This is a genomic window from Phascolarctobacterium succinatutens CAG:287 (assembly GCF_000434895.1).
GTDB lineage: Bacteria > Bacillota > Negativicutes > Acidaminococcales > Acidaminococcaceae > Phascolarctobacterium_A > Phascolarctobacterium_A succinatutens_A.
Genome location: NZ_FR892754.1, coordinates 1 through 13728 on the forward strand (window position 1 = coordinate 1; position 13728 = coordinate 13728).

At 44.7% G+C, this 13728-nt stretch carries 13 protein-coding genes, 1 tRNA gene and 2 pseudogenes; 11 read left to right on the plus strand and 5 right to left on the minus strand.

Annotated elements, in window-relative coordinates; translation table 11 throughout:
- The 7 genes and pseudogenes from BN587_RS01095 to BN587_RS01125 form a co-directional block, all read left to right on the plus strand.
- Window positions 1–2041 (plus strand): annotated as a pseudogene (locus tag BN587_RS01095) (hypothetical protein); the annotation flags it as partial.
- A gap of 143 nt (window positions 2042–2184) precedes the next feature.
- Entirely contained in the window at window positions 2185–3270 is a 1086-nt protein-coding gene (locus tag BN587_RS01100) for a Coenzyme F420 hydrogenase/dehydrogenase, beta subunit C-terminal domain (RefSeq protein WP_021719322.1), read from the plus strand.
- A gap of 391 nt (window positions 3271–3661) precedes the next feature.
- Window positions 3662–4177: a DUF6125 family protein gene (locus BN587_RS01105; protein WP_021719323.1), complete on the plus strand. Its 516-nt coding sequence runs from the start codon at window positions 3662–3664 to the stop codon at window positions 4175–4177.
- A 104-nt stretch (window positions 4178–4281) separates the two neighbouring features.
- Entirely contained in the window at window positions 4282–5046 is a 765-nt protein-coding gene (locus BN587_RS01110) for a DUF134 domain-containing protein (protein ID WP_021719324.1), read from the plus strand.
- Window positions 5047–5093: 47 nt separating this feature from the next.
- A complete protein-coding gene (trxA, locus tag BN587_RS01115; RefSeq protein ID WP_021719325.1) occupies window positions 5094–6356 on the plus strand; it encodes a thioredoxin in 1263 nt (420 codons plus the stop codon).
- Window positions 6357–6367: 11 nt separating this feature from the next.
- On the plus strand, window positions 6368–6559 hold the full coding sequence (locus tag BN587_RS01120) for a 4Fe-4S binding protein (RefSeq protein WP_021719326.1): 192 nt from the start codon (window positions 6368–6370) through the stop codon (window positions 6557–6559).
- Window positions 6552–7114 (plus strand): annotated as a pseudogene (locus BN587_RS01125) (4Fe-4S binding protein). The gene BN587_RS01120 and the pseudogene BN587_RS01125 overlap by 8 nt, the downstream one beginning before the upstream one ends.
- 149 nt (window positions 7115–7263) lie before the next feature.
- On the opposite strand, the gene BN587_RS01130 reads toward BN587_RS01125, so the two are convergent.
- From BN587_RS01130 to mscL, 5 genes are all read right to left on the minus strand, one after another.
- The gene (locus tag BN587_RS01130; RefSeq protein ID WP_021719328.1) at window positions 7264–7743 is read right to left on the minus strand and encodes a YbaK/EbsC family protein; all 480 of its coding nucleotides are present in this window, start codon (window positions 7741–7743) and stop codon (window positions 7264–7266) included.
- 25 nt (window positions 7744–7768) lie between these two features.
- Window positions 7769–8632: an Mrp/NBP35 family ATP-binding protein gene (locus BN587_RS01135; RefSeq protein WP_021719329.1), complete on the minus strand. Its 864-nt coding sequence runs from the start codon at window positions 8630–8632 to the stop codon at window positions 7769–7771.
- Between the two features lie 40 nt (window positions 8633–8672).
- Window positions 8673–9998, minus strand: coding sequence for a branched-chain amino acid transport system II carrier protein (gene brnQ, locus BN587_RS01140; RefSeq protein WP_021719330.1), 1326 nt, complete (start codon window positions 9996–9998; stop codon window positions 8673–8675).
- Between the two features lie 102 nt (window positions 9999–10100).
- The gene (gene tyrS / locus BN587_RS01145) at window positions 10101–11324 is read right to left on the minus strand and encodes a tyrosine--tRNA ligase (protein ID WP_021719331.1); all 1224 of its coding nucleotides are present in this window, start codon (window positions 11322–11324) and stop codon (window positions 10101–10103) included.
- A 166-nt stretch (window positions 11325–11490) separates the two neighbouring features.
- Window positions 11491–11919, minus strand: coding sequence for a large conductance mechanosensitive channel protein MscL (mscL, locus tag BN587_RS01150; protein WP_044483902.1), 429 nt, complete (start codon window positions 11917–11919; stop codon window positions 11491–11493).
- Window positions 11920–12084: 165 nt separating this feature from the next.
- Here mscL and BN587_RS01155 point away from each other — a divergent pair, with 165 nt between their 5' ends.
- From BN587_RS01155 to BN587_RS01165, 4 genes are all read left to right on the plus strand, one after another.
- Window positions 12085–12420, plus strand: coding sequence for a hypothetical protein (locus BN587_RS01155; protein WP_021719333.1), 336 nt, complete (start codon window positions 12085–12087; stop codon window positions 12418–12420).
- Window positions 12421–12502: 82 nt separating this feature from the next.
- Window positions 12503–12579: transfer RNA gene (locus tag BN587_RS01160), tRNA-Pro, on the plus strand.
- 461 nt (window positions 12580–13040) lie between these two features.
- Window positions 13041–13190 carry a hypothetical protein gene (locus tag BN587_RS11655; protein ID WP_021719334.1) on the plus strand — a complete coding sequence of 50 codons (150 nt, stop codon included), beginning with the start codon at window positions 13041–13043 and terminating at the stop codon, window positions 13188–13190.
- A gap of 179 nt (window positions 13191–13369) precedes the next feature.
- Window positions 13370–13606 carry a hypothetical protein gene (locus tag BN587_RS01165; RefSeq protein WP_021719335.1) on the plus strand — a complete coding sequence of 79 codons (237 nt, stop codon included), beginning with the start codon at window positions 13370–13372 and terminating at the stop codon, window positions 13604–13606.
- Window positions 13607–13728 lie beyond the last annotated feature (122 nt).

Here is a 13728-nt window from a genome sequence, read left to right on the forward strand (position 1 = left end):
AATCTTGTTCAATTTGCACTTGCAATCTACCAAGCAAATTTTTAGTGCTAGGAATACATTACAGGAAGTGGTTGGAGATATAGTTCGGTTAGGGGATAATAGTAAGAGTATTCTTAAGTCGATACGTTCAACTGAAGAAGAGCGTGAAGAGTGTTTTGAATCAGAAAAGAAGGATTTGCTTAGCGTTTTATGTGGTATAGAGAAATTAGTTATTGAAATTTGTTATGATTTAGGTGAATCCGTTATTACGGGAAAGCATATTTCTAGAAGAACGCTTGATGACTTTTTTGTTTCTTTTTTTAGATGCGAAAAATATGATAGTGGATTAGGGAAAAAACTTTTATCCAGATTGTTTTCTTACGAGTATGATAATCAGAATCTTGTTCAAGCTTATATTCAGTCAACAAAAGGCGTGTTATCTCAATGTAATCTAATAGATATTTCCCCGTGTGAGTGGGAAAAAGCCAAGATGCTGATTGCCATTTTAGAACCAGATGAAATACCGAATCATAAGTTGAGTATGTATGTACGTGCATTAGGAAAACATTGTTGGACAGGAAAAGAACTATATGCAAAAGCATTAGTTTCTCCTGAAAGGCTGAGGGTTAAAATATTTCTGGAAAGTCTTAACAAGGGATATAAAAAAGCAGGATTGAATTTACTAGAGATTTATCATGATCAAAAGATTGAAAGAATCTTGAAAACGCTGGCAAATGCGTTAGTTCCGGAGGCTTGTATGATTTTAGCAGACGAGAAAATCTCTCAAAACGAAAGTCGCAGGCGTTATGTAAATTTTTCTGACTATAGGTTTACATATTATAAAATTGCTGCTGCAAATCAGCATGCTCCTGCTATAGGAAAAATTGTGGATATGGTTTTTGAATCTGGATTTTCATCAGGTTTTCAAATTCCTGCCTCGGAATTTAATAATACAAAATATAAGACGATGAGGAAAAACGGACAAGTGATATGTCAACTTTGTCGGTATTTGATTAGTAAAATGTATAATGTAGAACATTATAAGGAAATACTAGGTATTACTCTTTTTTCTCTGAATGAAAACTTATCTGAAGCAATTAGTTTACTGGAAAGTTCAGAAAGTGCTTTAGCATTATATTGCAAAGGAAATATGTATGAATTTGGTGGTGGGGTTGCTGTAAATTTAAAAAAAGCGGTTAAGAACTATAAGGCATCCTTGAAACTAGAATATTCTGAGCGGACTGAAAAAAGATTAGCTAAATGTAAGGCTAAAAAGAAGAAGGCAGAACGTTACGATGATTATTGTGAGAATGTCAGCTATTCTTCGAGCTCTGAGTATATTGGTTCAAGAGAAGAGAGTAGTTTTTGCTTTGCTCCTAATACCCAGATATTGATGGCTGATGGATCCTATTGTCCTGTTGAAAATATTAAAATAAATGATATTGTTTTAGCATTTGATCATTATACTGGCAAAGTATGTAAAGAAAAAATTGTTGCCAATGTGCATGATATTTTTGGGGAAGAAGAAAATGATATTATTAATTTAATATTCGAAGCTGGGAGAAAATTAAAAATCGTTAAGTCACATGCCTTGTTTGATGCTTCTGAAAATCAATATGTATGGATTGATGCAGAGAATGTTGAACTATATATCAACCATAGCTTTGCATGCTTTATTGATGGCAAATTAATAACTCAAAGATTAACTGCGTATTCTGTTGAACATAAAAAAACAAGGTTTTATATGCCAGTTAGCAGATATCATTTGAACTTGTTTGCAGAAGGAATTCTTACAATGCCACCGACTGAAATAACGATTAATTTGTTTAAGTTTAAAGAGAATATGTGCTATGATTTATCTCCGGTTGAGCAATATGGATTGACATCATATGATGAAATCAGTCAGTTTGTATCGTATGAAGAATATGTTAATTTACCATGTAAATACTTGCGCGCCGTATCTGAAAGCAGAAATTTGCCTATAGATGAATTTTTGTGTGCAATTAGTTTATATAGGGAGCAAGCTATATATATGGAAAAACGCAATTGCCATAAATTTTAATATGATTTTCAAAAAATAGCGGGAATGGGACAAAACTAACTTTACAAATTAAAGATTGATATAATAAAAGAAAAATCACTTAAGCAGAGTATTATGCTGAAATATAAGCTATAAAAGGCTGTGGCAATAGGGAGGTTAAAGACATGATTGAGCTGAGCAGCAAGCAAAACTGTACAGGCTGCAGTGCCTGCGCCAATATCTGCCCGCGTGGGTGTATAAGAATGACTGCGGATGAGGAAGGCTTTTTATATCCGGTGGTTAACGAAGAAATGTGCATGGACTGCGGTTTATGCGAAAATGTCTGCCCTATGCTGCACAAACCTCAGCAGCATGAGCTGCTTGCTGTGCATGGCGCAAAGAATAACGATGATGCAGTGCGCTTTACCAGCTCCAGCGGGGGAATGTTCACGCTTTTTGCTGAAGAAATTTTGCAGCAGGGCGGTGTTGTGGTTGGCGCAGCGCTGGATGAGCAGCTTAATGTGCAGCATGTGCTGGTGGATAGCATTGCCGATTTGACCAAGCTGCGCGGTTCGAAGTACGTGCAGAGTAAAATCGGCAAGATTTACAGTGAGGTACGGCAAATTTTGCGTACAGGCAGAAGGGTTTTGTTCAGCGGTACGCCTTGCCAGATTGCCGGTTTAAAGAAATATCTGGTGAAGCCGTCGGAAAATCTATTGACGGTTGATGTGGTTTGTCATGGTGTGCCTAGTCCCAAGGTTTATCAAAAGCATTTACGGGAGCTGGCGCAGGAGGCAGGCGAGCCGGTTGTGCAGGTGAAATTCCGCGATAAGGCGAAGGGCTGGAAGCAGGGAGAAACATTATTTTTCACCGAGCATCAGCGCTTTGGTGCGAGCAAGCGGCAGGAAACCTATATGCGCCTTTTCCTGAATAACATAAGCATTCGTCCGTCTTGCGGTGAGTGTGCGTTTAATAATAAGCGTAGCCTGGCAGATATCACGATTGCCGATTATTGGGGCATTGATAAGCAGTACCCGGAATTTGATGATGATAAGGGCGTTACGCTGGTGCTGGTGAACAGTGAAGCCGGAGCGGAATTGCTGGCGAGCGTCAGTGATAAAGCGGAGCTTTTGGCAACGGACTTTGCCAAGGGAGCAGAATATAACGTGGCGGTGAGCAAGTCGCTGCCGCTGCATCCTAAGCGGACGTTTTTCTTTGAGCATCTTGATGAGTATACGCTGAAAGAGATGGTGGAGAGGTGCTTGGAGTGAGTGGGGATGGGAGATGGCGTTACGGAACTGCACTTTAACATTTATTAGGAAGCATACGGCGGGACAAACTCCTAAAGCATAGCAAGTGTCGAGACAAAGTGCGGGACAAACTCCTGAAACAGAACATGCATCGGGACTAAATGCGGGACAAACTCCTGAAACAGAACATGCATCGGGACAAACAATAGAACAAGCTAGTGATTAAGGTCAAAAAAACAGAACAAGGTACAGAACAAGTTGCTGAACAAGATTGGAGAATAGAACAAGCTAGAAAAATTGAATTTAGTAGTAGCAAAAAAATGTTTTTCGAGTTAAAGGTAGAACATATGGATAAGAATGTTTGTGCATTTCTTTTATCATCCAATTCCCCCCACAAAGGAGGTTATGCATCATGTACAACAAATATCTTGCAGAGCTGAGCAAAGAGCAGCTTTTGGAGCTGATTGAGCTTTACGCGAAAAACTGGCTGGCGCATGACGGCGTCTGGTTTCAGTCGATTGAAGGCAAATTCGGTATGGCGGAGGCCATGTACCATGATGAGGAGGCGTGGAAGCGCTTTACTGTGATTGAAGCCAAGCGTATCAAGGAGTTTTTGCAGCTGCCGGAGAATCCCGGCTTAGAGGGCTTGGAGCAGGCGTTGCACTATCGCTTTTACGGCAATTTGAACGAGTATGAATGTATCCATGACGGCAACAGGCTTGTTTACCGCAACCGCGACTGCCGTGTGCAGACGGCGCGCAGCCGCAAGGGTATGCCGTATCATCCTTGCAAATCGGTCGGCATTTACGAATACAGCGGTTTTGCAGCTACGATTGACGCGCGCATTAAATGCCGTTGCCTGAGCTGCTTCCCTGATTGTACGGAAAGTCCTGACGGCTGTGCGTGGGAATTTTATCTGGAAGAATAGTAGAAGATTTGCTGTTACAAAATTTAAATGGGCATATGTCAAAAAAATATAATTGACATATGCCCGTTTCACTTATATAATGGACTTAGAGAGGAGGAAATCAGATGCCTAGAAAAGTAAAATGCAGAAAGGTTTGCCATTATCCGCAAACGCTGGAGTTTTTGCCGCAAAACAATAATGCGCAAGAGCAGGAGCCTATAGTTCTTACCGTTGACGAATACGAAGCGATACGCCTGATTGACAGGCGTGGCATGAGTCAGGAGCAGTGTGCTGCCTTTATGCAGATTGCGCGGACGACAGTGCAGCGCATTTACGAAACGGCGCGCAAGAAGCTGGCAGATTTTGTTGTAGAAGGACGGCCGCTGCGTATTGAAGGCGGCGATTTCCGGCTCTGTAACGGCAGCAGTACAGGCTGCGGCTGTGTTGATTGCTTTAAGCAAAAATTATATGAAAAATACAAGGAAAAGGGAGAAGATATTATGAGAATTGCAGTAACCTATGAAAACGGCGAGATTTTTCAACATTTCGGATATACTGAGGAGTTTAAGGTTTATGATGTGCAGGACGGCAAAGTTGTTGCGTCCGAGGTTGTGGATACCAACGGCCAAGGTCATGGTGCTTTAGCAGGAGTTTTGACGGCGCTGAAGGCAGACGTTCTGATTTGCGGCGGTATCGGCGGCGGTGCGCAGATGGCTTTGGCTGCTGCAGGCATTAAGCTGTACGGCGGCGTAAGCGGCAGTGCGGATGCAGCGGTAGAGGCTTTGTTGGCAGGAAATTTGGACTACAACCCCGCTGTTAAATGCAATCACCACGGTGAGCACGGCGAAGGTCACACCTGTGGCGAGCATGGCTGCGGCGGACATCACTGATATAAGATAAACTACGAATACATTATTACAAAGGAGGCCTGATGTAAATGGCGATTATTGTAAACCCGACGGCTGCAGAGTTCAAGCAGATGCTGGCCGAAAAGAAAACATTTCTGGCAGATTTTTATGCGACCTGGTGCGGTCCATGTAAGATGCTCAGCTATGTGCTGGAGGATATTGCTAAGGAGATGGGTGAGCGCATAGATATCGTGAAGATTGATATAGATAAGGAGCCGGAGCTGACGGAGGAAATGGATATAACCATTATTCCCGGTCTGTTCTTTATCAAAAACGGCGAGGTTGCTTCGCGTTATGCCGGCTTTCTGCCGAAGGAACGATTGCAGGCAAGGTTGGAAAAGCTCTTGGGCAACGAGCCGCCGGTGGAGCAGGCTCCCGATAAAAGCTATGACCTGATTATTATCGGCGGCGGTGCTGCCGGCCTGACGGCAGCTGTTTATGCGCGCCGCGCAGGCTTAAAGACTTTGGTGCTGGAATCCTTTGCTCCCGGCGGTAAGCTGATTAAAACCTTTGAGATTGAAAACTGGCCCGGTATTAAGAACGTCAACGGCTCACAGCTGGCTTACGATATTTACGAGCAGGCGATGGCCTTAGGCACGACCTATCTTTATGAGAAGGTTGCTGCTCTGGAGATTGAAGGAGCGGAGCGCCGCGTGCGCTGTGCGAGCGGAGCGGAGTTTACGGCGCCTGCTGTGATTATCGCTACCGGTACTGTGGAGCGCTTGCTGAACATTCCAGGCGAGCAGGAGATGATCGGCCGCGGCATCAGCTTTTGTGCTGTCTGCGATGCGGCGTTCTACCGCAATAAGCATGGGATTATTGTGGGCGCAGGCAATGCTGCCTTTGAGGAATCACTGTATCTTGCGGAATTTGCGTCGAAGGTTACAATTCTGGCGCGTCGTGATGTTATCAGCGCGGAGCAGATTACGCAGGAAAAGGTGGCCGCTAATCCGAAGATTGAAGTGCTGACTTGGCGTGTACCGCAGGAGGTCATTATCGAAAATAATCGCGTTGCGGGCCTCAAGGTGCTTAATAAACAGACTGGAGCAGTAGAAACGATGCTCGCAAAAGGCGTGTTCCCATATATCGGTGCAGACCCTGTAACAGATTTCTGCCGTGATTTGGGCATCACTAATGACAAGGGTTATCTTGTTGTAAGCAGCGATATGTCAACTGCGGTTGCCGGTGTATACGGTGCCGGTGACGTGTGCGACAAGGTGCTGCGTCAGGTTGTAACGGCGACTAATGACGGTGCTATTGCGGCTCAGAGTGCTTTGAAGTATTTGCGTTAAAGGACGTCATTATGAAAAGATTTGCAGTGGTAAACGAGGACAGATGCGTTTCCTGCGGTGCCTGCACGCAGGTGTGCCCGCGTCAGGCAATCAGTATATACAAGGGGTGCTTTGCAAGAGTGGACAGGGAGCGCTGCGTTGGCTGCGGTCTCTGTGCCAAAACCTGTCCTGCAGGCAGCATCAGGGTGGCAACAGATGGCTAAGAAAGTACAGCATTGGTATGATTATCTTTGGCTATGGCCGATAATTTATTTTGTCCTGGGATTTTTCAATATCCTTTTTGCCTGGCTGGGAATGATTGACTTTATGGTGCCTGTTTTATTGGCGCTTTTTGGCGGCAACAAGCTGTTCTGCAACCGTTACTGCGGACGCGGTTTGCTTTTGGCAAAGCTGGGCGGCGATTGGAAGTGGTCGCGTAATCGCGCTACGCCGGAGCTTTTGGTCGCCAAATGGTTCCGCTTTGCCTTTTTATGCTTCTTTATGGCGATGTTCGGCAATATGCTGTGGCAGACTTATCTTGTAGCAACGCAGGCGCAGTCCCTGCGTGAGGTTGTAACGCTGCTTTGGACGTTTAAGCTTCCTTGGGCGCAGGCAGCTCTTCGGCATGGGTTGCGCAGTATGCCTTTGGCTTTTACAGCGTAATGCTCACCTCTATGCTGCTTGGCTTGGTTGTAATGGCGCTGTTCAAGCCAAGAACTTGGTGCACCTTTTGCCCGATGGGTACTATGACACAGATGATTTGCAAAATGAAAAAATAGCTTGCGAAAAATTTACAAGCATATGAAAAATGACCTCCTGTAATCAGTTGAAAAAATCTGCTTATGGGAGGTCTTTTATGCGTAAAAAAACACAGCAGACACTGAATCTGCTGCGTATTAAAGATTGAATTTGATGTTGTTACAGAAGCTTATTCCTGCCAGCCCTTGCATAAATCTACCCAGCCCTGACAGTTGGCGCTGTACTGCTCCAGTTCGTCCGGAGTAAGCTCAATAGCGCTGTTGTGGCTGCCGCAGGCAGGGAAGAAGGTTACAAAGCGTTTGAGGGAAACGTCAAGATAAACCTTAACGCCGTCGTTGATACCGAAGGGGCAGACACCGCCGATAGCGTGGCCGATATCCGGCTCTACCTCGTCAGCAGTCAGCATTTTGGCCTTGCAGCCGAAGAAATGCTTGTACTTGGCGTTATCTACCTTGGCATCGCCTGCTGTGACGATGAGGATAACACTGTCATCATGCAGCTTAAAGGAAAGGGTTTTGGCAATGCGCGCAGGCTCACAGCCTGCTGCCTGTGCTGCCAGCTCAACAGTAGCGCTGGAGGTTGCAAACTCTATGATACGATTATCTGCATTAAATTGTTTCAAATATGTACGAACCTTTTCTATAGACATGACAAAAGCCTCCCTTTAAAAATGCTTACTGAAAATTATCAGCTAAAAAATCACAGCAGTCATCCAGCTCTGCTACATGGCAGTCCGCCAGCTTGCCTGCGTCGCAGGCCGCTGCCAGTGACGGGTTCATCGGCAGGCGGGCGAGCACCTTTAGACCGTAGGCATCGGCAGTTTCTGCCAGATGGCTGGGGCCGAAGATTTCGTAATCCTTACCGTTATCGGGACAATGGAAGTAAGCGTAGTTTTCAATCAGACCAAGAATCGGAATGTTCATCATGCGTGCCATTTTTACTGCCTTGGCAACAATCATGGAAACAAGCTCCTGCGGAGAAGTTACGATGATGATGCCGTCGACAGGCAGCGATTGGAAGACAGTCAGCGGTACGTCACCGGTTCCCGGCGGCATATCAACAAACATAAAGTCTATATCTGTCCAGATGGCATCGCTCCAAAATTGCTTTACCATACCGGCGAGCAGAGGCCCGCGCCAAACAACAGGGTCAGAATCATTCTTCAAAAACATATTGGCAGAAAGCACCTCCAGACCGCAGGGAGCAGTCAGAGGCAGAATACCGATTTCGTTGGCTTTGGCCTTGCCGTTCACGCCAAGGTTATGTCCCATGGACGGACCGGTGATATCAGCATCCAAAACAGCACAGCGCTTACCGCGGCGCTGCATACTGCTTGCTAAAAGACCGGTGATGAGGGACTTGCCTACACCGCCCTTGCCGCTGACTACGGCGATAACCTTTTTGACGCTGCTCATAGGATTGAGCTGCGCACGGAAATCAGTTGCCTGTGTTTTTTCAGCAGCTGCTGCGGAAGGACAGCCTTCACAGCTGCTGCGTCCGCAGGAAGATGCATTGCTGCATTGTTGTTCGTTAGACATAAATTACACCTTACTCTCTAATTGATTATGAATAAATTTATTAGTTAGCTTTTCTTACAGCCTTCAGCAGCAGGCCTACAGCGATACCGCCGAAGCAGGGAACAACCCAACCAAAGCCAATGTCAAACAGCGGCAGGTTCTGCGCCAGGAAGTTATCCAATGCCATGAAGCGGATATTGGCAACACGCAGACCGTCGAAAACAGCGAAAATAGTCGTCAGTATCAGGCAGATGCGGAAGGTCAGCTGATCATCATGGATAATTGCACGACCGATGTTGAGAATTACCAGAGCGATAATAATCGGATAGAGCATGCAGATAACAGGAATGGAGAATTTAATGATGTTTTCCAGACCGAAGTTTGCTACTACCAGGCTGAAAGCAGAGATGAAGAATACCAGTCGCTCGTATTGTATACGGTTATTGCTAAGCTCGGAGAAATAACCGGAGATAGCAGTTGTCAGACCGATGCTGGTGGTGAGGCAGGCGAAGAAGATAATCAAGGCCAAGACAACCTGACCGCCGAAGCCCATGTAATAGGTGCAGATTTTGCTGAGCAGAGTAGCGCCGTTAGGGATAACACCGAAAACATTGATGCTCAGTGCGCCGGTGTAAGCCAGTGCTGCATAGATGATAGCAAGGAAGAAGGCTGCAATCAGACCGGCGTAGGAGCAGAGCTTTGTCAGAACCTTTTTATCGGTAATGCCTTGAGCTTCGATAGCCTTGATAGTAATAGAACCGAACAGGATTGCTGCCAGAAGGTCCATGGTATTATAGCCTTCCTGGAAGCCGCGGAAGAACGGAGTTGCAGCGAAGTCCGGATTAGGCATTTGCAGGTTGCCGGTAGGATTTACGAAAACGCAGACTACGAGAACTGCCAGACAAATCAAAAGCATGGGGGACAAAAATTTACCGATATGACCGATAATTTTTGACGGGTTAATGGAAAAGAAATAGGTCAGGACGAAAAAGAACACGGTGTATACCGGCAGGCCGATAGCTTCGCAGGAAGCAGGCAGCAGGCTGTGGATACCGGTGTCAAAGGAAACGGCAGCGGTACGCGGAATAGCGAACAGCGGGCCGATAGCCAGTGCGCAGAGAATAGTAACAGCGCGTGCATACAGGGGATGCATAGGCATAGCAATGGAGTCCGGGTTATCGCTTTGCTTCATAGCCATAGCGAGTACGCCCAAAAGCGGGAAACCGACGCCGCTCAGGCAGAAGCCGAGCATGCCCCAACCAATGTTGTCACCTGCCATTTGTCCTAAAACAGGCGGGAAAATTAAGTTACCGGCACCGAAGAAGAAGGAAAATAACATCAGGCCGATAGGGATGATTAATGAAAAGTTGATTTTATCGTTTTGCATTAAGAGCTCCTTATTACTACTTTAATTAAAAGAGTAGTCTGTATTTTGAAATCATAGAAAAAGCCACCTAGTCCGTCAGGAGCATAGATGGCTTTTAAAGGCTTATTTTACCAGCAGACGGAAATATTTCTTTTTACCCTTACGGATTAACAGGCTCTTGTCTGCATCAAACATGTCTGCGCTCAGGCATGCTTCTGCATCCTGCAGGACAGTGTCTGCTACAGTCAGGCCGCCTTGGGCGATTAACTGACGAGCTTCGCGCTTGCTGCTGAAAACCTTAGCGGCAGTCAGTACATCAATAATCTTGGCAGTCATATCTTCCGGGGTAATTTCGATTGCCGGTACGTTGCTCATGTCTTTGGCATTGCCGCCGAAGAGTGCTTCGGTAGCTTCCTGCGCCTGACGCGCTGCTTCTTCGCCATGAACAAGCTTAGTAACCTCATAGGCCAGTACTTTTTTAGCTTCGTTGATAGCTGCATCCTTCAGTGCGCTCAGACGACGAACTTCATCCATCGGCAGGAATGTCAGCAGGGACAGGCAGTTTTCTACGTCGCTGTCTGCAACATTACGCCAGTATTGATAGAAATCATACGGAGAGGTTTTTTCCGGGTCAAGCCACAGAGCACCCTTTTCGGTTTTGCCCATCTTGCGGCCATCGCTGGTGGTCAAAAGCTTGCAGGTCATGCAGTAAGCAGGTTTTTGATCCTTGCGGCGGATTAATTCTACGCCGGCAAGCATGTTGGACCATTGGTCGTCGCCACCCAGCTCCATAATGCAGTTATGGTCATGGTGCAGCTTCCAGAAGTCGTAGCCCTGCATAATCATATAGTTGAACTCAAAGAAGGTCAGGCCTTTTTCCCAACGCTTTTTGAAGCATTCCGCAGCCAGCATACGATTAACGGTAAAGTGTACGCCAACCTCGCGCAGCAGCTGAACATAGTTCAGGTCTAACAGCCAGTCAGCATTGTTGACAATAATAGCCTTGTCTTCACCGAAATCAATGAAACGGCTCATTTGCTTTTTGAAGCAGGCGATGTTGTGAGCGATGAATTCCGGAGTGAGCATTTTGCGCATTTCGTCCTTGCCGCTCGGGTCGCCTACCATGCCGGTGCCGCCGCCCAAAAGTACGATAGGACGATGGCCTGCGCGTTGCATATGGCTCATCATCATCAGGGCGATGAAGTGGCCTACATGCAGACTGTCCGCGGTGGGGTCAAAACCGATATAAAAGGTGATTTTTTCCTTCTCTAATAATTCTTTAATCTCGTCTTCATGGGACATTTGCTTAATAAAGCCACGTTCCATAAGTACGTCATAAACAGACATCAGATAACCTCCTTAAAATTTAAGCTGTGAAAAACAGCCTAGGCGATATATATAATCTACATTATACAATATAAGCTTGTTTTTAGCAAATGAAAAAGACTTTATAAAAGTGAAAATGGCTGATATGCAGGAAAAAATCCCGAATATCAGCCGAAAGTGTAAACCGTTATTCCAAATGAGATGTGCAGTGCGGGCAACGGGTTGCGTCATCGGCAATCTCGGATTTGCAGTAAGGGCACAGACGCGGCTCCGGTGCAGGCTCCGGTTCCGGAGTGAGCTTGTTGATCTGACGAATCATCAGGAAGATGACAAAAGCGAGAATCAGAAAATCCAGTACAGAATTAATGAAGCTGCCGTAAGCAAGCACAGGCGCGCCGGCCTTTTTGGCTGCCTCCAGCGTAGCATATTCCTTGCCGTTGAGGCTGATAAACAGATTGGAAAAATCCATTTTGCCAAGTGCCATGCCTAATGGAGGCATAACGACATCGTTTACCAGCGAGCTGACGATTTTGCCGAAAGCGCCGCCGATGATAACGCCGACGGCCATATCCATAACATTACCGCGCATAGCAAATTTTTTAAAATCTTCTTTCATAGACATATATGAACACCCCTCGTCAAATGTGTTTTTTATAGTATTCTCGTTTAATGCTAAATTTCCTGCTGCTTGACGAAAAAGTGCTTGTGACATATAATAAAAAGGAATAAATTCTGCGTTATGCAGGTTCATTTAGTTAGATATAGAGATGGAGGAAGAATTATGCGTGACGATTTAGTAGTACCTGGCGAAGGCGAGGAGAATTATGTCCTGGCCCGTGATGCCAGAGTTGTGACTGTACCGTTCTCTCCCTTGGAAGAACGTATGCAGAAGGAAAAACCGGAGGTGTTTGCACGTCTGCAAAAGCTGAAGGAAATTATCGGTGAGGAAACCTTCAAGCGCCTTGTAAGCAAGGTGCATAACATCAACTATGCTGATACCCGTATCATGCTTGTTGCTGAAAACGAGCTGCATCGTACCAACATTGAAAGAGAGATTTTGCCGGCTATTGCTGAGGCTTTTGAGGTTACCAGCATCCGCGTTGTGACCCAAGGATAAAAGTTTTCAAAAAAAGTGTTGACAAAAGCTTAAAGATGCTTTATAATTACATTCGTTGCTGATGAACGGCAACAACAAATGTCGGGGCGTGGCGCAGTTTGGTAGCGCGCTTGTTTCGGGTACAAGAGGCCGTGAGTTCGAATCTCGCCGCCCCGACCAAATTTAAAACATAGGAACCGCATGAGAATGCGGTTCTTTTTGTTTTTGCGATTAAATTGCGACGATTTTTACCGCTTTGAGTTGTCATTGCTACCTGGGGACAATTTGTCCCTATGTAAGTCCCAAGCTCGGGATCTCTTTTGCGTATTTTTTTAGGTAATCTGTTGGGTTAACGCTATCTGTCAAAGCATCAACAATATCTACTACAGAAAAATACCATTGCTGTTCTTTTTCATTCTAAACAGAACGGATTTTAGCAGATTGGAATAATTTTATACTGTTCATGTGTTTTTCCTTTCTTTATTCACAGTAGCATTCGTTTTTAAATTATATTACTCTTTATATTTTTGATTGGCGAAAAAATGTTTATATGCTATAATTGTATTATAACGCCATGTATTGCAATGTGTCAAATATTTTAGTGAATATATATTTTGTTTTGTAAAAAGGAGTATTTTAGTATGGAAAAAGGAAAACAAGTTGCATGTGATAATAGAACTAACGATTTTCAGGGATTCGTCCTTGATGATTCGCCAAAAACAGTTGAAGAGCAATTAGAGATTATAAAAAAATACTTTGAGCGCAGCATGCCTAGAAGAGAGAATGAATAGTTTATTTAAAATTTAATGATTGACTAAGCAGATTTTGAGCGAAAACTCAGAGTCTGCTTTTTTTCTCATCCCACTCATTTTAGCTGTAAAAAGGATTTTACCTTCGCTTTGTAGAATTATAAAATACACTAAACAGTGATATGACTATAAGTCTGTTATAGAGAAAAGGGAGAATTCTAATGGTAAAAATTATCCTACATAAGCTTACAAAAGAATATGTACAATATAGGTTTTATCCAGAAGGTAAGGACGAACAATATGGTATTATTCAGGTCAGACTTGATGGGTGTGAGTTTAACATATTGAAAGACATCCCTGGAATATGGAACGCATATAAATTTCATGCATGTTCTCTCATTAATAAGTTAGTTAGAGAAGGGCAATTTCCTGAGGAGTCCTGGGAAGCCTGGTACTGATAACAATTAAGCTCATAGCTATGCTGTGGGCTTTTTTATGCAGTAAATAATTTAATAATTAGCGTATTTTGTGAATTTCACAGGATGCGCTTTTTTATTGCCCAGGAGAGGGCACAATATAG